At 38.9% G+C, this 24,998-nt stretch carries 21 protein-coding genes; all 21 read right to left on the bottom strand.

Features of this window, described 5'->3' with window-relative positions; genetic code table 11:
- Window positions 1-107 precede the first annotated feature (107 nt).
- Window positions 108-368, bottom strand: a complete 261-nt coding sequence (locus tag J2S11_RS03270; protein ID WP_307390858.1) for a YlmC/YmxH family sporulation protein — start codon at window positions 366-368, stop codon at window positions 108-110.
- 153 nt (window positions 369-521) lie between these two features.
- Entirely contained in the window at window positions 522-1,781 is a 1,260-nt protein-coding gene (locus tag J2S11_RS03265; RefSeq protein WP_307390855.1) for a M16 family metallopeptidase, read from the bottom strand.
- Window positions 1,782-1,884: 103 nt separating this feature from the next.
- The gene (locus J2S11_RS03260) at window positions 1,885-2,865 is read right to left on the bottom strand and encodes a polysaccharide deacetylase family protein (protein WP_307390853.1); all 981 of its coding nucleotides are present in this window, start codon (window positions 2,863-2,865) and stop codon (window positions 1,885-1,887) included.
- A 170-nt stretch (window positions 2,866-3,035) separates the two neighbouring features.
- Window positions 3,036-5,147, bottom strand: coding sequence for a polyribonucleotide nucleotidyltransferase (gene pnp / locus J2S11_RS03255; RefSeq protein WP_307390852.1), 2,112 nt, complete (start codon window positions 5,145-5,147; stop codon window positions 3,036-3,038).
- A 161-nt stretch (window positions 5,148-5,308) separates the two neighbouring features.
- Window positions 5,309-5,578: a 30S ribosomal protein S15 gene (gene rpsO, locus J2S11_RS03250; RefSeq protein ID WP_307390849.1), complete on the bottom strand. Its 270-nt coding sequence runs from the start codon at window positions 5,576-5,578 to the stop codon at window positions 5,309-5,311.
- Window positions 5,579-5,654: 76 nt separating this feature from the next.
- Entirely contained in the window at window positions 5,655-5,876 is a 222-nt protein-coding gene (locus J2S11_RS03245) for a hypothetical protein (protein ID WP_307390846.1), read from the bottom strand.
- A 9-nt stretch (window positions 5,877-5,885) separates the two neighbouring features.
- Window positions 5,886-6,116 (bottom strand): hypothetical protein, encoded by a 231-nt coding sequence (locus tag J2S11_RS03240; RefSeq protein ID WP_307390844.1) that lies wholly within the window; start codon window positions 6,114-6,116, stop codon window positions 5,886-5,888.
- A gap of 290 nt (window positions 6,117-6,406) precedes the next feature.
- On the bottom strand, window positions 6,407-7,915 hold the full coding sequence (locus tag J2S11_RS03235) for a serine hydrolase domain-containing protein (RefSeq protein WP_307390841.1): 1,509 nt from the start codon (window positions 7,913-7,915) through the stop codon (window positions 6,407-6,409).
- Window positions 7,916-8,062: 147 nt separating this feature from the next.
- Entirely contained in the window at window positions 8,063-8,830 is a 768-nt protein-coding gene (locus tag J2S11_RS03230) for an ABC transporter ATP-binding protein (RefSeq protein ID WP_307390838.1), read from the bottom strand.
- 13 nt (window positions 8,831-8,843) lie between these two features.
- Entirely contained in the window at window positions 8,844-11,183 is a 2,340-nt protein-coding gene (locus tag J2S11_RS03225) for an ABC transporter permease (RefSeq protein WP_307390835.1), read from the bottom strand.
- Window positions 11,184-11,260: 77 nt separating this feature from the next.
- On the bottom strand, window positions 11,261-12,013 hold the full coding sequence (locus J2S11_RS03220; RefSeq protein WP_307390832.1) for a thioesterase II family protein: 753 nt from the start codon (window positions 12,011-12,013) through the stop codon (window positions 11,261-11,263).
- 177 nt (window positions 12,014-12,190) lie between these two features.
- A complete protein-coding gene (locus J2S11_RS03215; protein WP_307390830.1) occupies window positions 12,191-13,573 on the bottom strand; it encodes an MFS transporter in 1,383 nt (460 codons plus the stop codon).
- Between the two features lie 111 nt (window positions 13,574-13,684).
- Window positions 13,685-14,557, bottom strand: coding sequence for a hypothetical protein (locus J2S11_RS03210; RefSeq protein ID WP_307390828.1), 873 nt, complete (start codon window positions 14,555-14,557; stop codon window positions 13,685-13,687).
- A gap of 9 nt (window positions 14,558-14,566) precedes the next feature.
- The gene (locus J2S11_RS03205) at window positions 14,567-14,824 is read right to left on the bottom strand and encodes an acyl carrier protein (RefSeq protein ID WP_307390825.1); all 258 of its coding nucleotides are present in this window, start codon (window positions 14,822-14,824) and stop codon (window positions 14,567-14,569) included.
- Entirely contained in the window at window positions 14,808-15,884 is a 1,077-nt protein-coding gene (locus tag J2S11_RS03200) for an HAD-IIIC family phosphatase (protein ID WP_307390824.1), read from the bottom strand. The genes J2S11_RS03205 and J2S11_RS03200 overlap by 17 nt, the downstream gene beginning before the upstream one ends.
- 18 nt (window positions 15,885-15,902) lie before the next feature.
- Window positions 15,903-16,754 (bottom strand): 3-hydroxyacyl-CoA dehydrogenase family protein, encoded by an 852-nt coding sequence (locus J2S11_RS03195; RefSeq protein WP_307390821.1) that lies wholly within the window; start codon window positions 16,752-16,754, stop codon window positions 15,903-15,905.
- A 67-nt stretch (window positions 16,755-16,821) separates the two neighbouring features.
- The gene (locus tag J2S11_RS03190) at window positions 16,822-18,159 is read right to left on the bottom strand and encodes an aspartate aminotransferase family protein (RefSeq protein ID WP_307390819.1); all 1,338 of its coding nucleotides are present in this window, start codon (window positions 18,157-18,159) and stop codon (window positions 16,822-16,824) included.
- Window positions 18,160-18,161: 2 nt separating this feature from the next.
- Window positions 18,162-19,115 (bottom strand): ACP S-malonyltransferase, encoded by a 954-nt coding sequence (locus J2S11_RS03185; protein WP_307390818.1) that lies wholly within the window; start codon window positions 19,113-19,115, stop codon window positions 18,162-18,164.
- Complete coding sequence (locus J2S11_RS03180) at window positions 19,112-20,260, bottom strand: acyl-CoA dehydrogenase family protein (RefSeq protein ID WP_307391089.1); 1,149 nt, start codon at window positions 20,258-20,260, stop codon at window positions 19,112-19,114. Before J2S11_RS03180 ends, J2S11_RS03185 begins: the two co-directional genes overlap by 4 nt.
- Before the next feature lie 35 nt (window positions 20,261-20,295).
- Entirely contained in the window at window positions 20,296-20,550 is a 255-nt protein-coding gene (locus tag J2S11_RS03175) for an acyl carrier protein (RefSeq protein ID WP_307390815.1), read from the bottom strand.
- A 16-nt stretch (window positions 20,551-20,566) separates the two neighbouring features.
- Complete coding sequence (locus J2S11_RS03170; RefSeq protein WP_307390812.1) at window positions 20,567-24,871, bottom strand: beta-ketoacyl synthase N-terminal-like domain-containing protein; 4,305 nt, start codon at window positions 24,869-24,871, stop codon at window positions 20,567-20,569.
- Window positions 24,872-24,998 lie beyond the last annotated feature (127 nt).

Genomic DNA, 24,998 nt, shown 5'->3' with positions numbered 1-24,998 from the left:
ACCCAGTTCGCTCCTTTCTTTCTTACACTAAAACGTTCACTAAGCTCTGGATAAAGCTGTAAACCATCTACCTTCATCGTATGTGCCCTCATTAGATTAAGTGCATGTTAATATGAATCTCTTACCTTGCTTTGTTCTCGTAATTCAATGATAATCATTTCTGGTCCAACTTTCCGGATAGCTCTCCAGGGGATGACAATTTCTTCTCTCTTTTTACCTATACTCAAGAAAGAGCTAGAAGGCAAAATCATAGACTCGATACTTCCTGTATGCTCATGAATAGTCAAGTCTGCCTGACCTACTAAACCTAATCGTTCTCCATTGTTTAAATCGATAAGCTCTTTTCCACTCAATTCGCTTAACCTCATTGGCTGACCTCCTGCTCTCTTAGCTAATACAACCCTTACTATTGATGTATTCTTAAAGAATTTAAATAAGACCTTTAGATTTCAACAATAAATCTCAAGGTCTTATTACTTTGAACGTATTATTTTATAGTCATATTATTTCTAATAACAGCTTTATTTCACTAAGCGATTTATTTGAATAACGGATGGGATTTGCTCTAAAGGACTAATTAAAGCAAAGCTATGCTTCTGCCTAAAAATTCGTTCAGCTAGTAGGTCTACTCTTTCCTTGCTTAAAGCCTCAACTTTAGCAATGATCTCATCTAAGGAGTAGTGTTTTCTAAGCATCAATTCATTTTTTCCGATCCTAGACATTCGACTATTTGTGCTTTCAAGGCTAAGCATAAGATTTCCCTTCAGCTGCTCCTTGCCATTATGCAGCTCCTTTTCTGTAATTCCCTTTGTTGCTAAAGAATGCAGAATATCTACACTTACATTATATACTTCCTCTAATTGTTGTGGAGCAGTGCCTGAGTATAAGTGAACTGATCCCGTATCCTTAAAAGAGGAATGGTAAGAAAAGATAGAATAGGCTAAACCGCGTTCCTCTCTTATTTCTTGAAACAATCTTGAGCTCATACTGCCGCCAAGTATATTATTTAGAAGAATCAATGGATAGATATCTTGTTCACCGATGGCAACACCTTTAAAGCCTAAGCAAAAATGAGCTTGCTCTGTATCCTTTTTTCTAAATAAATGATGGTGAGTAACTTCAGGCAATCCAGTAGTATTTGATTCTTCTTGAGCATTAAAATCACTAAAATAAGATTCTATTCTTTCAACAAGCTCCTGCTCCTCAAAGTGTCCAGCAACTGCGATGACTGTGTTGTGCGGAGTGTAGTGCTTGTTCATATACTGACGTAAGTCATCAGGCCTTAAAGAATTTATCACATCTTCTTGACCAAGTATCGTATAACCTAAAGAATGATCATAATATGTTGCTTTAGCAATCAAATCGTGAACCACATCGTCAGGCGTATCCTCATACATCTTCAATTCTTCCAGAACTACATTTTTTTCTTTTTCCAGCTCTCCTTCATCAAAGGTAGAGTTGAAAAACATATCGGCTAAAACGTCAATGGCTTTTGGTAAATGCTGATCTAGAACCTTAGCGTAGTAGCAGGTGTACTCCTTAGAAGTAAAGGCGTTTAAGTGCCCCCCTATACTATCAAACTCCTCAGCAATTTCTCGAGCTGTTCGACTAGAAGTCCCTTTGAAAAGCATGTGTTCAATAAAATGTGAGATCCCATTATTCTTTTCTATCTCATATCTTGAACCTGTGCCAATCCATATCCCTAAGGAGACTGAACGCACAGATGGGATTTTTTCCATGACAAGCCTTAATCCATTGGAAAAGGTATGTGTTTTAATCAATCTTGTTTCTCCTTCCCACTTCCTAATGATCTCTGAAATAACAAGTTCAACTATAACAGAGTTCAGTTCCCTTCTCAAGAATTATCCCTTGAGAATAAGGTGACTATTTCAAGTGAATCAGAGATAGACTTCGTTCAGGGCTGATGAGCTCTGAGACAGTTCCAAGCATCAATTCCTTGTTCATCGCTCCTTCGATGATGGTAGGGAGTGCCTCAACTGTTGGCTCCGTTGGGTGCATAAGGATCAGGGAGCCATTCTCGAGCTTCGGAACGATTCTCTGGATGATCGTTTCAGGTGAGGGTTTCCTCCAATCCACTGTATCCAAAGTCCATAATATCGTTTTCATCTTATATTGATCGGCAATTTTAACAGCTCTATTATCAAAGGATCCAGACGGAGGCGCAAATAAATAACTCTTTACACCAAGCTCCTCAATAAGCTTGTTTGTTTTTAATAGCTCTTCTTTGATTCTTTCAGCACTCACTTTCTTTAAATCAGGATGAGAGTACGCATGGTTTCCTAACTCATGTCCCCGCTCAAGCATAAGTTCCGCCACATTTTTATTTTCTGTAAGCCATTTTCCATCTAGAAAAAATGTAACTTTAATTTGATATTGGTCAAAAATATCAAGCATTTTATGTACATACTCCGTTCCCCAGGCTACATTGACCATTAGAGAGATCATAGGCTTTTTTGGATTTCCTCTATAAATAGGAGCAGGCTCTATTTCCTCTAAAGAAATTTCAGCTTCAATTTCGTCATACATTAGTGTATCTAGCTGCACCTTCCCTAGCTGGGTAGCTATCTGATAGGATTTTTCAATATTCACCTGTACCCCGTTATAACTAGGAATTGCCTTCCACACTCGATCTAGTTTAGCATTAACTGGTGCTTGATTAATTTGCTCCGCAAGATCCTCAATTTGACGGTATATGTCATCATCTGCTTGTATGATAGGGACATTCATCATTTTTATAGTGTTCACATAAGAATCAATGGGGGTACGATTGACCAATATTAAAAGTGCCACAAAACTGAGTATTCCACAGCCTAGTAAAGCTAGCTTAAATCCATGTGTTTTCAACCCAATCCTCCTCCTTGCTCGTCCATAGGGACAGCCATTCTTATTTCATATGTATGTAGGAGGAGATGTTTCATTCCTAGAAACAAAAAATTGATTGGTTTATGGGTTTATGAACTAGAGGATAATTTCAAAGAAAAATAAAAAAAAGCTATTAAAGAAATAGCTTTTTCCTAAGATTTCGTATTAGCTGCGGCCTTTTGATCCTTTAAAACCGCTTTGCGAGACAAGTTAACGCGTCCCTGATTGTCAACCTCAGTCACCTTAACCATGATACTATCACCAACGGAAACAACATTCTCAACCTTTTCCACACGCTCTTCAGCTAGCTGAGAAATATGACACAATCCTTCTTTACCTGCAAAAATTTCAATAAATGCTCCGAATTTCTCTACACGCTTGACTGTACCGAGATAAGTCTCTCCTACGACAACCTCACGGACAATATCCTCAATGAGCTTCTGAGCCTTTTCAATCATCGCTACATCTTGAGAGCCAATGTACACTCTTCCATCCTGCTCGATATCAATCTTAACACCTGTTTCCTCAATGATCTTATTGATGACCTTACCACTTGGTCCAATAACCTCACGGATCTTATCAGGGTTAATTCGAATCGTTTTAATTTTTGGCGCAAACGGCGAAAGCTCCTCACGAGGCTGCTGAATCGCTTCAAGCATTTTATTTAAAATATGCATGCGACCTTCCTTCGCTTGCTCTAAGGCTTGTACCAAAATTTCTTTCGTTAGCTGATCAATTTTGATATCCATTTGCAGAGCTGTTACGCCTTTTTCCGTTCCAGCAACCTTAAAGTCCATGTCACCAAGATGGTCTTCCATTCCTTGAATGTCTGAAAGGATCGTTACATCGGTACCTTCCTGGACAAGACCCATGGCAATTCCTGCAACTGGTGCCTTAATTGGGACACCTGCGTCCATCATCGCTAGGATACTTGCACAAATACTGGCTTGAGAGGATGAACCGTTAGACTCTAGAACCTCAGATACAAGGCGAATCGTATATGGAAACTCCTCTTCACTCGGAATCACTTTCTCTAGAGCTCTTTCCCCTAAAGCACCATGTCCAATTTCTCGACGTCCAGGTGGTCTAGGTGCTCTTGCATCCCCAACACTGTATGGAGGAAAATTGTAATGATGCATAAAGCGTTTTGACTCTTCAACACCTAATCCGTCTAATATCTGTACATCACCCAAAGCTCCTAAGGTACACACACTTAAAGCTTGTGTTTGACCACGAGTAAACAAGCCTGATCCATGAGTTCTAGGTAATAAGCCTACTTCAGAAGCAATCGGTCTAATTTCATTTATTTTTCTGCCATCTGGACGAATCTTGTCCTGCGTAATTAAACGACGAACCTCATCCTTCACAATCTTGTCTAAAACTTCTTTAACATTCTTTTGCTTGTCTTCAAACTGCTCAGCAAATTGCTCTAGGGTACGTTCCTTAACAGCATCAATCGCATCCTGACGGGCATGCTTTTCTTCAATTTGAATCGCTTGAACCATATCTGCTTTGGCATATTCCGTAATGACTGAATAAACCTCTGCATCTATTTCATAAAGCTGGATCTCAAGCTTGTCCTTCCCTGTCTGTTGCACAATCTCTTCTTGGAAAGCAATAATGCGTTTGATTTCCTCATGTCCAAAAAGAATTGCTTCTAGCATCACTTCCTCTGGAACTTCATCAGCACCTGCTTCAACCATATTAATACCATGCTTTGTTCCAGCTACAGTCAGTTGAATATCACTTTTCTCTGCCTGTTCAACGGTAGGATTAATCACTAGCTGACCATCCACTCGCCCAACGTTCACTCCTGCAATTGGTCCATTAAAAGGAATGTCCGAAATCATCAAAGCGATAGAAGAACCTATCATTGCAGCAATTTCCGGTGAGCAATTCTGATCTACTGACATCACCGTACTAACGACATGGACCTCATTACGAAAGCCATCTGCAAATAACGGTCTAATCGGTCTATCGATTAATCGACTAGCAAGAATCGCTTTTTCACTAGGACGACCTTCACGTTTAATAAAGCCACCAGGAATTTTACCGACAGCATAAAGTCTTTCCTCATAATTCACAGTTAAAGGAAAGAAGTCTAAATCCTTGGGCTCTTTTGAAGCGGTTACTGTAGATAACACAGCTGTGTCACCATAACGTACCATAACAGCACCGTTTGCTTGCTTGGCTAGCTTTCCTGTTTCAATAGAAAAAGGACGACCAGCAATTTCACTCTTAAATACATGTACTTCCTGTTCCATGATGTGTTTTATCCTCCTCTCGATATATCTCTTCATTTTGATTAAAATATCTTTCCTTCCATTATGCCCTTAATTATGTAAAAATAAAAGAAGCTTTTCATTAAGGAAAATGGACATTAAAATGTAGAAAAAGCGGGAAAAAATTCCCCGCTTTCACTGTACTATCTACGTAATCCTAGCTTGTTAATTAAGTTACGGTAACGTTGAATATCATTGTTACGAAGATAAGTTAACAAGTTACGACGTTGACCAACCATTTTCATCAATCCACGACGAGAGTGGTGATCCTTCTTGTGTTCACGCAAGTGATCATTAAGGTAATTAATCTTCTCCGTAAGGATAGCAATTTGTACCTCTGGTGATCCTGTGTCTGTATCATGAACCTTATATTCACTAATCAGTTCATTTTTACGCTCTTGTGTTAGTGCCATCCTATTCACCTCCTTTTACATAATCCCCTAAAGCCCAGCTATTCGTCGGTGAGTCGATAAGCCATGCTAAAGGTTATCATTTACCAATAACGGTAATGATAAGACGTCCACTTGGGATGTCCTTAGCTACAATATCATAAATTTTTCCGTTTGTCGAGATAAATCCACGGAATCTAGTGGCGATTGGGATAGACCCTGGAATCTTTTCTGCGACATGAAAAATTTCTTTTAGCTGAATTCCTTGTTGCCGTGGCTGTGTTAATCTTTTCTTAGCATGGGACGTAATGATCACATTCATCATACTTATCTATAACGAACGCATTTGTGAAGAAAGCTCTCCATCATGCTGTTCCATATAGATACTATATAAAGAGTCATGAAAGGCAATAACCTTAAAGTTATTTACACCTTTTTTACGATAAAGCTTTGCCATCTCTTTGTGTAGCTGTTTAAATTCCTTACTATGACATATTTGAGCAGCTTCTTGACAAAATACATAAAGCTGCCGATCAAACATCACTTTTACATTTCTGTCCACCTTACAACCCCCTATTCTTGTCTGAAGGATTCGTTATGGAGATTGTATGTGACTCCGTAAGAACTTATGACGCTCCAATGATAAAGCTAAAAGAACCCCTAATGATGAAGATGCATTGTTCATCATAGGAGATCATCCTATATTACCATGGAACTTTAGATTCCCCATAACCTCTCACTGTTAATAATTAGGTTTGTCTTATAAATTAAAAAACGGATCGTCTTTTTAGATTTGCCACTTATCAAAACAAGAGCATGCTCTATCCTTAAAGATAAGCATGCTCTTGTTCTTTATTCATCAAACATATTTAGAATAGTTGAACTGAATTTATTTATATCCAATTGACCTTGATTACTAAGTAAGATGATCACTAGCTCATTATCTAAATCCCGAATCAGCTTTGTGGTGTATCCTCTTCCACCACCTGTTGTCGATACAATTCTTGAGCCCTTTCTTTCTTCTATCTCCCATCCATAGCCGTAATTTTTATAAGGACTCGGGACATACATCTTTTCAATAGAAGCTTGTGAAAGAATCTCTTCGGTGTATAAAGCCTGCTCCCATTTGAGCAAATCATAAACAGTAGAATACAGGCTGCCTGTACCTGATTGGGAAATATAGTAGCCTGCGACATTTAGCTTCCCTTGATCTAAAAGATGGCCTTGAATCGTATCTGAATCTGGAGTAGCTTCACCTGTAGAGGTCATGCCTAATGGTTTAAAAAAGCTTTCACTTAAAAAGCTCTCATAGCTCATGCCTGAGGCTTTTTCTATAATATGGGCTAATAAAACATATCCAGGATTACTATATCGATAAGCAGTTCCAGGGTCAAAACCAAGCTTCATATTTTTTATAGACGCTACCGTTTCCTCTACAGTTGCCCCTTGCACACGCGGAATATCAGCAGGCAATCCAGCTGTATGAGAGAGTAGCATATCAAGCGTTATCTCTGTACCCCGTGGAAACTCAGGAATGAACTTATTAAGCGTATCCGAAAGCGCCAGCTTGTCTTTCTCTGCTAGCTTCAAAATCGCTGCCGCAGTAAATTGCTTACTAATAGATGCAATTCTGCTCTTTCTTTCAGGTTGATTCAATTGACCTTTACCTGCTGGACCATACCCGTCCTCCAGTAAAATCTCTCCCTGCTTAGCAATCAAAACATTTCCTACATAGCTTTCGTTTTTCAGATACGCATCAATTTTAGCTACAGTGTCTTCTACAGCGTATTTATCTTGGTCTGGCGTCTGCATACTAATTAATGTTCCGTCTGATGTTTTCCATAAGCTAAAGCTTGCTTCAAATGCGTTTGATAGATCTCTAAAAGGAAGAAATGTAACCCCTTGAATGACTCTAGAAGGACTAGTCATCAAAGAACGATCCCCATTTGTATGCCATACATCAGATCCTACTTCATGAACCATCTTATTTGGTCCGTACTGAATGATGACTTCTCCACTTTTTCCATTCCAACTCAGGCTAGCACCTGTATTGATAACAAAATCACGTAACGGCACATAGGTAACCCCTTGAGCGATAAATGGATTTGTTTGACCAGACATTCTTTGGTTATTAACAAAAATCATCGTTTGATTTTGTTCTTGAATATCCGATTGTGACGATTGCCAGGCTTTTACTTGCTGAGGTTGGTTTTTTCCCTGTTCTTGTAAGGAAAAGGGGACAGAAGTAGCTTCCCCTTGAGAATTTCCTCCTGACCCTAATATAACTATCCCTACTGTGACCCCAACTAGTAATGCCTTCGAAGCTGTTTGCTTCAGTAGATGTTGCATTTGACTTTTCATCTGCTCTTCACCTGCTGCCTATATTTTTAGTTACCCATTTCTAATTTGTTCTATAGTAATTCATTTACTTCTATCCCTGAATTATTCTATCCTAAATATAATGATCTGATGTTCTATATAGACGCTTAAAATTAAACAAAGTTCCTTCTAAAATCCAAGCTTCATTAACCATCGTGAAACTTCCTCTTCTCTAGCTCGGCTATCATTTTTTTCTTTTCTATATTTACCAAGCTGGTATTCACCTACAATATTTCCGTCTAGCATGTAAAGAATACGTTCTGTTTTAGCAGCCACTTTAACATCATGGGTGACTAGCATTATGGTCGTACCAGTCTGATTAATATCCGCAAGAATCTCCATGACCTCATCTGCAGATTTAGAGTTCAATGCCCCAGTAGGTTCATCACCAAACACAATATCTGGTTGATTAATTAATGCTCGACAAATAGCCACTCTTTGTAGCTGGCCTCCTGATGCCTGAGTAACATCATGATCTGCTAAGCTCGAAATGTTCGTCCTCTTCATTAGCTCAGTTGCGCGCTTATTAATAGATTTACGGCTATCTTTTTTAGCTAAGTAGGCAGATAAAACGATGTTATCAAAAATATTAAGATTCTTAAGCAAATGAATCTGTTGAAAAATAAAACCCATTTTATTTAAGCGTAAGGTAGACAGCTCCTGCTCAGAGAAGGTGGAAATTTCTTGACCATTGAACTGTACACTGCCTGAAGTCAATCTATCCATTCCACTTATATTATAAAGAAGAGTAGATTTCCCCGAACCTGAAGGTCCCATAACTGAGACAAACTCTCCTTTATTTATTTGTAAATTTACATTTTTAAGGATATCCTGCTTATTTTCCTTGTCTACAGAATAGACCTTACTCAACTCTTTCGATTCTAATATGACTCCCATGCTATTCCTCTCCTTATCCAGCATTCATCTCAGCTATGCTTGATTTATTAACGGATACGACACTAAGTAAAGTTGTAATGGTAACGGTCAAGATCAGTAGAAGGGGACATAAAATATACGCTTGTAATGGATTGATAACAAACGAAATATTGGCTGCTCCCACAAAAGACATGACAGCACTAATTAAAACCTGTCCAATTGTATTTGAGAAAATCGTACCACAAACGATTCCAAGCACGAGCACCAGAAGAGCACGTATGACATACTGAGTACGGACATCCTTGGAAGAAAAGCCAAGACTTTTCATAATGACAATCTTTGAATAGTCTTTTGCCACTAACATCTTTAAAAATAAGGACGTGATTAATACTGTAACGCTTATAGCAATAATGATCGCTAGTATCGTTACTAATCTTAGCTGTTCAATTGTATTTCCTAATGTGTTAGAAAGATATCCCTCTATATCAGTTACTCTTGCTGGATAAAAAGCCTCAGAGTATTCCAGCATCTTATCATTAATCGTATCCACAGACTTTAAGTCTAGGCTCACTTCATACCATAGGACAGCATCCTCATTAAAAGGAAGTAAGGCTTTTGCTGTTCGTCCCCCATTGGTTACATCCTGATAAATACCGCTTACAACCATTTCTCTTTCTTCTCCATCGTAAACAAGATAAATAGGATCACCTACTTCTTTTCCCATTTCATCACCATTCAGGTAAGAAAGAGCTATTTCATTTTCCTGCCTTGGAGCTGAACCCTCTAAATATTCTAATGGGAAGATTGAATAGTCACCCGTTTCAACTGTAAGGTTTTCCGCCAGCCCTTCATCATTAATAAATTTAAACTGACTCGTTACTAATGGTGAGAACCGTTCAACATCTTGATCATTTTGAATATACCCGAGCATATCATTAAAATCCTCTGTGATGGATTCTGATTGCTGTAAATCGATCCTAATATCACTCTTTTCAATGCCCATGTACGTAATAAAACTAGGGGATTGAATCGTATTCAGGAAATGAACAGGAACAATGATAATAAAGGAGCAAATAAAGAAGACGAAAAATAGTAAGGCATACATTCTAAATCGCCCCATAACATCCTTTAAACCAAGAAATAACTGAAGATTCGAAAGTTTACTTTTGTATAACGAGAGAAACCTACTTGCCTTTTGGTTTCCGCCCATACTTCCAGAGCGCAAGGCCTCTACTGCCGATATCTTGTTAAAAGCCCTCAGAACAAACAAACAGAACAACACGACAATCAGGAAAATTAAGCCTACTGAAAGAAGCGGTATCATGTATTGCAACAAGCTCTTTGGTGCCGTACCTAGATAAAGCATGATATTTCCTGTAAAAAGATGATTAATAAATAAAGATACTATGTAACCTAAGAGCGAGCCTAGTGCCCCTAAAAAAATATATTTAAATAGATATAATCTTTTTATATCCTTCTGTTTAATGCCTATTGCTTTCATAACTCCAATTTCTCTAAGATCCTCTTCAACTGCAGCTAAAATGGTAAACCTAATACACAATAAAGCAATGACGATGAGCAGTAAGCTCACTAATATAATGACAACAGCAACGATCCCATCAGTTAAAGCATTTAATGTCATAAACAAATTCAGATCTATATCTGGTCCTCTATTAGGTAGGTTAGCTGATTGATATGCTTGTCTGAATTCACTTATTTTACTTTCATCTGTCAGCTGGAATTCAATTAAATACTCAAGCTCTCCGAGACTATTCTTTAATTGATTAAAATCAGCCTCATGCACGACAAAGCGCTTTGAATGAATAATAGATGGGTTCATCTGTACATCTCGAACAAACTCAACAACTCTGAATTCCAGATCATGCTCTGGTCCAGCGATAGTAACCTTGTCCCCTATTGCCATATCCCCCTGTTGCATAAAGTAAATAGGAACGGCAATTTCTCCCATTGAAACGTTTATTACTTCACTTTCAAGGTTCAGCAAAAAATCAAATGATTCGTTTTGCTTTACAAAGTAATGATCCATGACACTGAGCTGCTCTGGTGTAGAACTGTTCCCTAGCGTGATGCTACTTCCATCAATATTAAGCATTTCAGCAATTTGTTTATCCTGTACAAGACTGTTCCTTGAGGAAAAATCCTCTATTTCTCCCTGATCCACCTCACCCGCATGCATCTGAACAAAATGAGGGGCACTAGATCTCTCGAATAAAGAATTCATAGAATGGAATAGCTCTAGAATCATATTTGATCCACTAGCCACAAGTAACGCAGATAACGTAATAAAAACAAAGAGAGATACCGTTATGATTTTTTTCTTCAGAAAGTCCTTTTTTAGCATTTTGAATAGCATGTTATTCTCTCTGCTCCTCCCTTAATATCCAAACGTAGACTTTTACAATCCTTGCATCATTCTCATTCTTCGAAAAATTATAAACGCAGTAAGTTCATATTCATAATCTCCTCAAGTTGATCAACAACATCCTTCATTTGATGCTGTATGAACATATGGGAAGCATTAGCTATTGGCCGTAATACAATGTCCCTTTTAAAATATTTAGACCATTGAGTGGTCCCTTCAATCGGCACAATTTTGTCTTGCTCTCCCCACAAATAATGAACAGGCAGATCTAGTTGAGTATATTCATGGAAAGCTGATGACTCTAGTACTTTAAAGTCAGCTCGGAAAATAGGAAGAAAATAGGATAACAAGCTTTTTTCATTGATCAACTCCTCCGATAATCCATCATAGGAAATCAAGTGGTCAATAAGATTTTCGTCGGATAACTGAGAATAATTTTTTGTTCTAAAATCACAAGGTGGATTACAAGCGGAAAGGATTAAAGCATCAATATCGCCTTCATAATCCTGAGACTTCAATATTCGCTGAGCTAAAAAGAAAGCAATAATCCCTCCCATACTATGACCAAAAAATATTGCATGTGGCTTCAATACATTTCTTAATTCTTCGGCATAGACATCTACCATGCTTTCTATGCTCTCTAGAGGCTTCATTGTACAGGCTCCATGTCCAGGGGGATTGACAGCCCAAACCTCAATATCATCATCTAGTGACTGAGCAAGTTCATAGAAGGAATTTGCGTATCCTCCTAGATAAGGAAAGCAGATAAGCTGATGCTTACCTTGTCCCTCTTTTAATTGGTGAAAGAATTTTTTCTTCATAAAAAGCTCCTTCCCCTATTTTTAAGATTGAAAATTGGCATAAGCAAACTTAACTAAATAATTTCTTTATATCTTGTAAAATTCCTCCACGATTATTAATTTTGTCATCAAAAGCATTCTAGAACCTTGTATGTTTAAAAGCACGCCCTTTTTTATATATGATGAACTAACTTAAAATTATGAATGGATCTTATTTTCACTAACTGCTTCTCCTATAGCTCCAGATCCTTCATCTACTACAGATTCGATGTGATTATCCAGCTCGCTAATTGATCTAGAGCGATAAATGACAACGGAGAGCAAGACAACAATGAGGCCAGAGATAAAAAAGATAAAAGCAATACCACGACCTGGGCCGACCCCAAAAATCTGTCCAAAGCTAGACGCTAAAGCACCATCAGGCATAAGTAGAGGATTAAAAACTCTGTCTGCCAAAAAGCCTGCAGTAGCATAGGCGATCATAGCTCCTACATTTGTAATAACAGATATTAAGGACCATACTCTCCCTTGTTTTTCATTACTCACATTCTGTCTAATGAGCACCTCAATGCTACTATTAACAAAGGGGACAGTAAAAAAGAATAGGAATCCAGGTATAATGATTGCCCAGATATTCTCAACGACTCCAATAAAGGAGTAGAATATACCCATTAGAGCAAGGGCTACAGAAAGAACTAGTGCGTGTTTCCGCTTTGACCAAAACATCCCTATAATCACACTACTAATAAGCATACCAATAGCACAGACGGACTGAGCCGTACCTAGAGTACGCGGATCAGTAAAAGATAACCCCATAGGGGTAAAGAGTGCCTGCAGAAGCCCTATATAGAATAGGATGAGTGAGGTGACAGTAATCAAGATGACAATTCCACGATTAATCACAACTGCTTTAAATCCCTCTCTCATTTCTCTTAAAAAATGGGCCTCTGTTTTTTCTTTGCTGGTGATCTTATGCTTCACCGTACGTCTAACAAAAAGAATGGCAACGGCTGACAAGATAGACGTTATAATATCTAACATAATGATATAGCTAATATCAACAATAGACATCAGAACCCCCGCAATTAGAGGCGCTAATAAAAATTGAGCAGATCCAGAAAGCTGAACTAAGCCACTTGCTTTCCCGTACAGCTCCTGTGGGACAAGGTCTGTTACCGTCGCCTTATAGGCTGGACTAAGAACAGCAAAAAACACAGAGCTAATAGCTATGCCAGGATAAATCATCCATAGCTCACCTGGCCTTGTGGTCAGCACAAAAAACACTAGACCTATTCCTAGAGCATAGCCTAGATTCCCTACAATCATTAAAAGGCGTCGATCAATTCGATCTGCCAGCACGCCCCCAAAGGGGCGCAGGAGAAATGCTGGCAGGAATGTAAGCAAGACGACCATTGTTGCACTAGTAGCTTGTCCTGTTAGATTAAAAGCATAGATTCCTAAGGCAAAGCCGGTCAACCCGGTACCAATGGTAGATACGAGTTCACCTATCCATATAATGAGAAAGTTTGAGTATTGATTTCGCTGGCTATGTTCCAACTTTGTTTTTTCTGAATTAGTCATAGCTATCTGTCCTTAATATTTTTATTTTTTCAAGCCTACTCTCTAAACATGAACTCTGTCCTCTAATCTTTTATTCTATTTACACCTACTAACTACCAACTACCATTCCCATCAAACTTCTGTCGTTACTGGAGTAGCCTTCTGTTTTGTCTTCTTACTTTGAATAAAGTCGGGAAAGACCTTAAGTGTCTGATCAATAGTAATCTTCTTAAATAGAAAATGAGTAACAAGCCAACATACAGCAAAAAAGGAGATTTGCATAAGCTGCACAGGCTGATTAAAGAAATAAAGCTGGATATGGCTACCTGAAGCCACTAGCCAAAACGTGAACGTGTAGATAAGTAGATTCCCATTGGTTGCGTTAAAGATATAACTCATAAATGAAATAAAGACCATTAATAAAACAACATATAGCAGATAGGATTGATCAAGGTCAAAGGAAGAAATAAGGTAGCCAGGTAGTACCCATAGACCAAAGAGTAAACCTGTTAAAATACCACTAATGATATTGTTTCTGAACTTCGCCTGGAAAAATGGCAACAGAAAACCAATCCAACCAAATAGCCCACCAATAAGTCCTGTTTCTTCAACAAAGAGCCATAAAGCAGTTCCTATCATTTCAGGAAGACTATAGGTAACCTCCCTAACCTCCATACCAAATAGTGGTGATATAGATCGAATAGTTACCCATAATAGAGCTACGACCACGAATAAGGTTGGAAACCAGAACAAATCTTTTTTCCTAGGAATGACTTTACCTAGTAAACCCTTTATAGCCTTGAAGCCTCCAAACTTGTAATAAGTAATTAAACCCGCAACTGTAGGAGAATATAAGGCAAGGATGGCAATAGGATGTGTAAGAGTTAGCTCACCAACCATGGGAATGAGAATGTCTTCAAAAAACAGGAATAGAATTCCGATTCCCCACGTCACTCCAAACGTAATCGATAAGTATAAATATAAGTATTTATTGCTATTATTCATAATATCCTCCTACACACTCGATTTTTTTAATTTTTTTTCAATTAACTTTGATAGATTATTTATGCTGCTAAAGTTACTAATATCAAGCTCATCATTTTCAATTTCAATACCGAATTGATCTTCAACAAAGTTTACTAGTTTCATAGCAAATAATGAATTAACAAACCCTAGTTCAAAATAATTATCTTCATCAGAGAATGACACGTCATCCTCTGAAATCGTTAAGTTATTTTGAATAAACGCCCTTAGATCATTGCGATAGTTCACTCATCTCACCCCTATTCATGAAAGATTTTGTTTGATCATAGAGTTCAATATACTCTGGGATTTCCTGAATACTTTGCAAATCATGTTCTAGCACATAGTTCCCCTCTTCATCAGAGTGCTTTTCCTTAAATCCTGAGAAGCGAAAGCTAACAAACATCATCCGATTACGACCTGTATCCTTAAAATTGGCCAGCAAAGCTTTTCCATTATTCTTTGCCTCGTTCAAGATATAGCTGAGTAGCACAGTCCCTACTCCTCTTGATACAACCCGGCAGGACATGAGGAGCATTTCTAACAGCCATTCCCCTTCCTTTAAATGAAGTAAAGCCAAGCCAATTTTCCCATAGCTTCCATACCTATCTTCTAGCTCGCAAACAAGTAGCTTATACTCATCAGACTGTCTAATATAATCAAGCTCCTCGTAGCTAAAAGACCTTCCAGTAGCATTCAACTGGTTCGTTCGGATCGTTAGCTCCTCGGCTCTCTTCAGATCCTCCTCCTGGGCGGTAGATATGGTGAATTTCATGTTCAATGAAGCTAGAAACTCTTCTGAAGGTCCTTGATAATCCTTTTCTGCCTCCTTTCTTTTATAGTCATCCTGATACATTTTCCTTCTTCTAGCTGAATCAATCGTTATAAATCTTGGATTTAATCGAGGTTCATCTAAAAGATTTAAATAATCCTTTGAATTCAGGCAGTTTACCTCTGGATGTTCATTTTTCACTTCCTCTAATTCAAACTCCTGATCATCAATAAATAGGATTGAATCCATACCAATATTTATATTCCTCTGAATTTGATCGATAGAGAAGGACTTTGCGTTCCAGTGGATTTCTGGATATAAAAAATATTGCTCTAATCCAAATTCCTGAAGCTTTGCCATTGCCATATCATGATCATTTTTACTGGCAATAGAGTGGAGTATCCCTCTTTCGTCCAATGTTTTTATAATCTCAAAAATACCGGGCTTTACTTGGACATCATCAGCCTCTGCCAGTATCCCATCCCAAATCGTATGATCTAGATCCCACACAATGCATTTGATCTCTTTTTGTTCCACAACTAGACCCTCCCTTGTTTAGTAATCATAAAATCCCTTGCCACTTTTTCTGCCCCAGTGACCGGCGTCCACCATTTTTCGTAAAAGAGGGGAGCATCGGAATTTCGGGTCCTGATAACTGGTATAGAGAACCTCTAAGGAGTGTACGACTGTGTCCAACCCTATTAAATCCGCCGTTTCTAAGGGACCCATTTTGTGATTAAACCCCTTTTTTATGATTTGATCCACCTGCTCCGCTGTAGCAATTCCGTCCTGAACAATAAAAGCAGCTTCATTCATAAAAAGGTGAGAAAGTCGATTAGAAACAAAACCTGGAAGATCATCAATGACAATTGGTTTTTTCCCTAATGATTCTAGAAACTCAACAATGCTAGCTTCTGTTTGCTTAGATGTATGATGTCCCCTGACCACCTCTACCATTTCCTTTAGCGGGACAGGATTCATGAGATGGATTCCTATCACATTCTGAGGTTCTGACAAGTAGGATGCTAGTTTTGTAATGGAGATGCAGCTGGTATTTAAGGCAAATAGAGCATCCTCTCTACAAACTTCCTTTAACCTCTCATATTCATTAATCTTAAGCTCCACATCCTCACTTATATTTTCAATGACAATATCGACTTGTTCTATATCTGAATAGTCAAGCTGAAAAGATATACGGTCTAAAATTGAGTCGAAGGATATTTCTGCATAATCCTTTCTCATCATGCACGCTGAGCGGTATTCCTGCCTCATCCTTTTTTGGGCCTTCTCTATCACTAATTCAGAGATGTCCTTGATGATTACTCGATAACCGTTTCTTGCTACATCCAGCGCTGTTGCACAGCCCATCACCCCAGCGCCAATAATAGCGACTGTTTTGTTTTGCACGTTTCATAACTCCAATCTGTTTTTTCTTTTTTACACGTTGCACATAATAGGAGAAAAATAAATGGACTCAGCTTGTGATCTCGTCATAAACCACCTTGGTGTCTAGCATTGCCTGTCCTACTCTTCCTCTAAACCAATCTATATCTACTAGACTTAATGAGATATTGGGATATAGTCTAGAGATGGTAGAAACTAGGATTCCGTTTCTAGCCAAATTATTGTGCAGGATAATATCTAAAGACATAATTTCAAAGGTATATTCATCTGTGTTTTTCAACACGTCGTGGCAGCAATGATAGGAAGCACAGGCTGGTGGCCCCTGAATGACTAAAGGTAAAGCAACTTTTTTTGCCTCCTCCATCATGATGTTATGTATCGTCGTGATGTTTTCATTCATCTTAGTTAGAGCTACTCCATGATTCCTGCTTAGTATTTCTAGAGTGGTTTTGACAGCTGCTGTCCCCAAAGGATAACCGTTAAATGTTCCTGCATGGATTACTTTTTTGACCTCTAAGAGCTGCATGATCTCTTTTTTCCCTACCATAGCTGATACAGGTACTCCACCACCAGAAATTGCTTTGCCAAGTGTAGTAAGATCTGGAACAACTCCAAACGCTTCTTGAGCACCACCCATTCCCATACGAAAGCCTGTTATAATTTCATCAAAAATGAGGACAACATTGTATTGATCACATAGCTCCCTCACCCTTTTTAAATAACCAGGAGCCGGCATAACACCACCACCATTCACACAAACAGGCTCAGTAATTACTGCCGCAATCTCATCTGCCTTTTTTCTAAAAAGCTCTTCCAACAGCTCGGCATTATTCCAAGGCAATAAATAGGATTGGCTTTCAAGAGAGTCGGTGGCTCTCCCAGCAGTACCTTTTAAATCTCCAAAATAATCAGCTGGAATCGGCTCATTATAATTATCTGCTCTACCACCCATGATGTTGTCAGCATTGCCATGATAATGACCGTCAAAGCGCACAAAACGATTTTTACCTGTGTATGCTCTTGCTAAACGAATAGCATTTTGAACAATTTCAGTTCCCGAAAGCCCATAGCGGATCATTTCTGCTGAAGGAATGTATTTAGCGATTAATTCCAGCGCTTCAGCATCCATGTCACAATGGCTGACTGAAAGCACTCGATCAATCGTTTCTTTTAAGCTTTCATTGTATTCCTCATGGCCATGACCAATGATTAACGCGCCAAATCTAGCATACAAATCTAAGTATTCATTACCATCCATATCCCATACTCTACTATCCTTCGCTTTTACAAAATGAAGAGGTGTTTCCTCCCAAGGAAGATGAAAATTATAATGGACTCCACCAGGTAAGAGCTCCTTCACTCTTTGGTTATACTCCTTCATTTTGCTTAACCGTTCTTGAGATAACATGTTCATGCCCCCTTCCCGATATGGTCAAAAATGAGTTCTCTATCTCCTTCATCATCAAAAGCTAAACAGGTAGGTAATGTCTTGTTTTCCCGGACAAGATTTCTCGTAATTTGCTGTGGACCCATATCAATAATAAGCTCCACCTCTTGAGCATTAATTTTGCTGAGAGCCTGATTCCAGTACACAGGCTGAACTAATTGGTCTCCTAAAATATCCGCTATATGATCTGTAGGCTCAATAATCCTTCCGGTAACAGTAGACCAGACGTCAAATTTTGTATGGTTAAAATCTATCTTTTGCAAGGTCTGCTTAATATCAGGCTGTAAATAAGTCATTAATTGACTATGGTACGGGGCATCCGCCTTCATCGGCATCATCCTAAATGGGATAAGTTCGCCTCCCTCCGTAGCTACCTCCTTGTCTAAGCGCTGAAGAGCTGTCTGATGACCTGCCACGATAAATTGATTAGGAGAGTTATAGCCAGTGATCGCTACATAATCATCCAAGCAAATAGTGTTAATCATACTCATTAAAGCGGCCTCCTCTAAATCCACAACGATACCTGCCCTTCCTTTTTTCTCTTGCATGGCGCGATGCATAATTTCTCCTCTCTTACGAGCAAACCGAACACCGTCAGAAAAGGACATGGCTCCAGCCGCTATCAAAGCAGAAATCTCTCCCAAGCTATGTCCAACAGCACAAAATGGAGTTAGACCTGTTTGTTCTTCAAAAACACGGTATAAAGCGTAGCTTGCCGTTACTACAGCTGGCTGAGCATGCTCAGAAAGTGTTAGCTCCTCTAGCTTGCCATTCTTTATTAATGAACGTAGATCTGAATCAAGAGCTTGATTAGCTTCCTCAAATACCTGATTCACCACAGAAAAATCCATCATTAGCTTATTGCACATTCCAATATACTGACTACCTTGTCCTGGAAAAGCTAGCGCCAACTTCATGATCGCTTCCCTCGCTTATAATAGTTCCGCAAACCATAATGCGAAATTATTTCCTGCTGCATTTGGGAGGAACCCTCGATGATTTCTAATACCTTGGCTTCTCTGTACAGTCTTTCCACTGGGTAGTCCTTAGTGAATCCATTGCCTCCATGCACTTGTAATGCATCATTGGCGACCTCTACTGCTACTTTAGATGTAAAGTACTTTGCTATCGTTGTTTCCATGGTGGCGTCAGGATGCTTTTCTTTCCGTAGTTTTCCTGCTTTTAAACACAAAGCTCTAGCAGCATGAATCTTTGTCACTGCATCACCTATCATTCCTCTTATAAGCTGAAAATTCCTTAATTTCTGATTAAACTGAGTACGCTTATGCGAGTAAGAGACCATTGCCTCCAAAGCTTCCTGTGCAATAGCGAGACCAGCCCAGGCAATGCTATATCTCCCCTGATCGAGAGCAGTAGCTACCACATATTCAAAGCCAAAATTGAGCTTACCAAGAACGTTTTCCTTTGGCACTTTAACATGATTTAATTGAATTTCCGCAAGATAGGTAGCCTGTCCAGCCATTAAGCCTTCTATAGGATACGTTTCAATTCCAGGTGACGATCTTTCTACCAGGAACGCCGTGCTTTTTCCATTGTTTATAGCTACGATAATGAACATACTGGCTATATGACCAAAGGTGATCCATTTCTTAGTGCCGTTTAACACATAACAATCATCCTCTTCATACCAACTTGTTTGTACATTCTTAGCGTCAGAGCCTATGTCAGGCTCTGAAAGGGCAAATGCAGCGATCTGTTGACCAGAGGCTAGTTGTGGAAGCCATTTTTCTTTTTGCTCAATTGTTCCAAAGCGAAGTAGCGTTTCCCCAACTAAAGAAGTATGAACAGTTAAAAGGCTCCTTGTAGCCACACATGCCTTTCCAAACACTTCAGTAAATTGCCCATAGTAGATAGGGTCTAGGTCAAGACCCCCATACTCTTCAGGAAATGAAGCGGCCAAGTATCCCTTTTCAGCCATTTTATTAATCAAGTCTAAGGGAATTCCTTTATTCTCTTCAAACTCATTCACATAGGGACGTATTTCCGTTTTTACAAACTCTTCAGCTTCGGCTATGATAGCTTCTTGCCCCGCGTTTCCCATCTCTAACAGAATGCCTTCTTGCTCCGCACCTCCCATTAAATCACCTCTTTTTCATTTAAGCTCTCGCTTAAATAGCCGGAAAACTCATCGATCGTTTTGTACTCAAACATAGCAACTGGACTAATCTCAACTTCAAGCTTGCGTCTGATTCTATTCATGATTTTTAAAGCCTGTACAGATGAAATCCCTATTTTCAAAAAATTGATATCCTCATCAATCTCATCTGGACTTTGATCAAGAATGGCACCGATCTCCACTTTAATGTACTCCATGATTTCTTCCTTACTCATGATTCACCTCTCCCTTCTAAATCATCCAATACGATTTTTGATCAAACGGATACCCCGGTAGTTCTATGAGCTTTCCTGAGCCATCCGGATACAACATGCTCCAGTCAAAATCAGCTCCAGCCACATATAACTCGCTCATGATGGAAAGTAATTTAAGACCAAATGGCAGGTTATCGTCTAGCTCTGGTCTTATAATCTTTTTTCCTTGAAGCTCTTCGTCATTTAGAATTGAATTAGACTGACTAAACAAATAAATGACTATATCTGCCTTATTCGAATCTATGTCATCTCCAAGCTTGCTCTCTTTTTCCATCTCATCTATATCTCCAAAATAAAGCTTCAGTGCCTCTCTTTCGTCTATGGATCCGTTAAGTAAATCAGAAAGGATGCACCCGGTTTGTACTCCCTTAATCTCAAACCTATTATTTTCATATTGCTTAAGGGTTTTTAATACTGAGTACCAATAAGAGAAATAGTAGAGATGATTCATAGAAAAGGCACTAGATTTACTAATTTGCTGCTCATTAGCTATGTCAACCATCTGCTGAAAAAAGGGATTGAGGACAGTTCTTGTTTCTCTTAAATGAATATCTTCACTTTCCCTTAAATATCCTTTTACGTCACCAATAATCAAGCTAATTTTGGCCTTCCGATTCTTTAAAAATTGACCTTTTTTAAATGGCTTGACTGTTAAGCCATGTTCATTTTTGGAAATGATACATGCTGCCCGGTATCCCATATGATTTCTATAACGGTTTCGGGTAAAGCACAAATGATGAATATCCGTTGCTGAAAGACCCATAATCATCTCTTCGGTCTGTTGAATCAATCTATCCAAAGCTTTTGCTGACTTTGCTGATAGAGTTAACAGGTGCCCATCTGGAGAAATAGTGTGATCAACCTGCTCCCACTGTTCTTCCTCCTTCCATTCTTCCAAAACTACATGGACATTTGTTCCGCCTAAGCCAAATGAACTGATTCCTGCTTTCCTAGTGTTTTCCTTATCTACAGACCAGTTTTTAACATCTTGAACAATATAGAACGGTGTCTTCTCAAGCTCTAGGGCAGGATTAATTTTTTCTGCATGCAGACTTGGTACGAGTCGTTTATTCTTAAAGCAGAGTAGCACCTTAGCTAGGCTTGCTCCTCCAGCCGCTGGTAATAAATGTCCAATATTTGTTTTAACAGAACCAATTCCAATACTCTGTTTATTAGCCTTAGCTGACTCTGAGAAAATCTTGGATAAAGCGTTAACCTCAATTGGATCTCCAATTGCTGTTCCAGATCCGTGAGCTTCAATATAGCTTATTTCATCTGGAGAAAAGCCAGCATCGGAATAAGCATCTGACAGTACCTGGAGCTGCCCCTTCGGATTGGGAGCCATTATTCCCAATGAATATCCATCGTTATTAACAGCAGTACCACGAACGATACCAAGTATATTTTTCTTTTCTTGCACTGCTTTGTGAAGGGGCTCCAAATACGCTACTATAATTCCTTCACCAAGTACCGACCCATCAGCGTCTTCATCAAACACCTTTGTACGTCTGGTAGAAGAAACGATTCCTGATCTACGTGAGAGAGCATGCACAGTAGGTGTAGCCATAATATTTGTACCGACAACAATAGCTCCCTCCACACCTCCTTGTCTAATCGCCTTTACCGCATGATGTAACGCAACTAGATAGGATGAGCAAGCTGTATCAATAGCTAAAGACGGGCCTGTGAAATTATAAAAATGAGAAACTTGGGCACAAATGATATTGTGCATATTACCAACCATGGCACGTTGATGGACGTCATTTATATCACCATTCTTTAGGCGTTCTAAAAGCAGCTGATAGTATGTATTAGAGCTAATACCACCATACACTCCAATATTGCGTTTTTCCTCTAGCCCTGGTATCATCCCCGCTTCCTCTAAGGCCTCATAGGATATCTCCAGCACAAGACGCTGCTGTGGATCCATAAATACCGCTTCATCCATTGGGATATCAAAAAAATCATTATCAAATTGATCAACATCCTCAAGCTCTCCGATCCATTCATCCCAATCATTTTTCCCAGCCAGCTGTTTTCTTTTGGTACTTATTTTTGAAATACTATCCCTTTTTGAGCAGAGGTTCTCCCAAAACTCTTGCTTATTTTTCGCTTGTGGCAATCTAACGGAAAGACCTGTAATCGCGACTGCATTCATATCCTTTGCCAGCTGCTTCGTTCCAGAGGCTGTTTTTGTAGTTGTATTTATTGTTGTATTTATTGTTGTACTTGCAGTTCTATTTGTTGCTGCTTTTGAAGCTACTCTAGTCTCAGGTAACGCATCTAGATAGGCCGTAAATTGTCTAATAGACTTACATAAAACCAAAGCCTCAGTCCCAACTTCCCTATCTAAATAGTGATCTATTCTATCTAAGAGCTGATACGCTTTTATGGAGTTACCACCTAGAGCAAGGAATTCATCGTCTATAGAAATACTTTCTAAAGGTCTATCTAGTAGCTCTGACCAGCTTTGAAGTAAAAATGATTCTAAATCATTCTTGGAGTGCTGAGTAGTCAGTACCTCTTTTTTATTTTCCTCCAGACCTTTGTTTATCTCATCTAGCAAGCTATCATATTCACCATTTTCATAGTGACTTCGTAATAGAAATCTCTGAAGCTTACCACTCGTTGTTTTAGGAATCATTCGGATAGGTATAACATGGGTGATTTGTATTCCAAGGCTCTCCTGAAGTTTGTCGATAATCATTTTTCTTAAAGGGTATAGCTTCGAGAGATCTCCCTTATGTTTAAGAAAAACTAGGATTTCCTCCTGCTGTGTCTTACTGTTAAAAAGACCTGCAATCGCTAGATTCCCTCTTTGCAGAGAGTCCTCGTTATAAAGGACTTCCTCCAAATCATGGGCAAAATAGTTCTGTCCTCGAATAAAAATAACATCCTTAATTCTTCCGCTAACGACCAACGAACCATCTACCATAAAACCTAAATCTCCAGTGCGAAGCCATCCATCAATGAACAAATCTTCATTAAGTTCATCACGATTATAATAACCTGTAGTTACAGAAGGACCCTGAATTTGAATTTCACCAATCATCTGTTCGTCCAGAGTGTTCCCTTGATCATCAGCAATTCGTATACTGACGCCGCTCATCGCATACCCTTCATGTGCATATTCAATAATGTCCGCTTGCTCCTCTTTTCCAATTGAGACAGCCACTCTTTCATTCACTAGTTTTGAATGACTGATGTGTTCAACCCGTGGTAGGCTCCCGATCTTAGGAAGGGCTACACCAACCGTTGCTTCTGCCATCCCGTACGCTGGAAGCATCATCGTCTTCTTGTATCCACACTTAGAAAACTTCTCGACAAAGCTTTGTAGAACATGGATAGAGATAGGCTCTGCCCCATTTAAAGTAAACCTTAAAGAGGATAAATCTAAGGTAGATAATTTATCATCGGGTACCTTTCGAACCATCCAATCATAGCCAAAGTTTGTTGAACAAAACCAGGTTCCTCTATATTCTGAAATCTTTTTTAGGAATAAGTACGGAGACCTGACAAAAGTATATGGAGAAAATACAACGATACTACTCCCCATTATAATAGGGCTTAAATGCTGACCAAATAGTCCCATATCATGAGTGTGGGGTAACCAAGTAAACGCATAATCCTCTTCCTTTATTTCCATACCTATAGCACAAGAAAGATTATTAAGAATAATGTTTTTATTGGTCAGCTTTACACCCTTCGGAATACCAGTACTACCAGACGAAAACTGCAAAAAGACAAGGTCATCTGGTTTTGTGAAATAAATATCTGCCATCTCTTCCTGCTTTAAATCTTCTGTGGAAATAAAATTTAACTCTCGAAATAGAGCATCTCCCTGTAGTTGCTTATAGCGATCACGAAATTGTTCTTCAATGATAATGACAGGCTGCTCCAGCAGCTCCCACACCTTTGTGAATTTAAGTAGACCAGGGGAATTCACCTCCCATGAGGTGGGCTGACTGATAGGGGCGGCAATGATTCCTCCTAAAATACAGGCCCAGAAAGCGCGATAAAACTCCTTTGGTTGATCAATAATTAGAATGGCTATGTCTCCAGCATTCACTCCTAATTGATTAAGCTCTTTCAGATATTTTCTTGCTTCTTCAACCAACTCAGGATAGGATTCAAACGATTCATTACCGGAGCCATCAATGTATGTCATTCCTTTATGAGGGTGTTTTTCAGCTATATACATGATCATTTCAGCTAAAGAGCTGTACTCGTTTGGTAGGGTAATCGGTCGGCCGTGTTGAATGGCTTTCACTGATACTGTCATGCTCTCCCTCCTTCTCTCTTAATGGCTAAACATATCCACCCTAACTGTTTAAATCCTATTTTTTACTGAATGTCAGTCAGGATGGATAAAGACTTACTTTTAAGCATCGTGAACATCTATACTATAA

Source organism: Bacillus horti (assembly GCF_030813115.1).
Lineage (GTDB): Bacteria > Bacillota > Bacilli > Caldalkalibacillales > JCM-10596 > Bacillus_CH > Bacillus_CH horti.
Note: the sequence above shows the minus strand (reverse complement) of the source record. Positions and strands in the feature narration are given on the sequence as shown.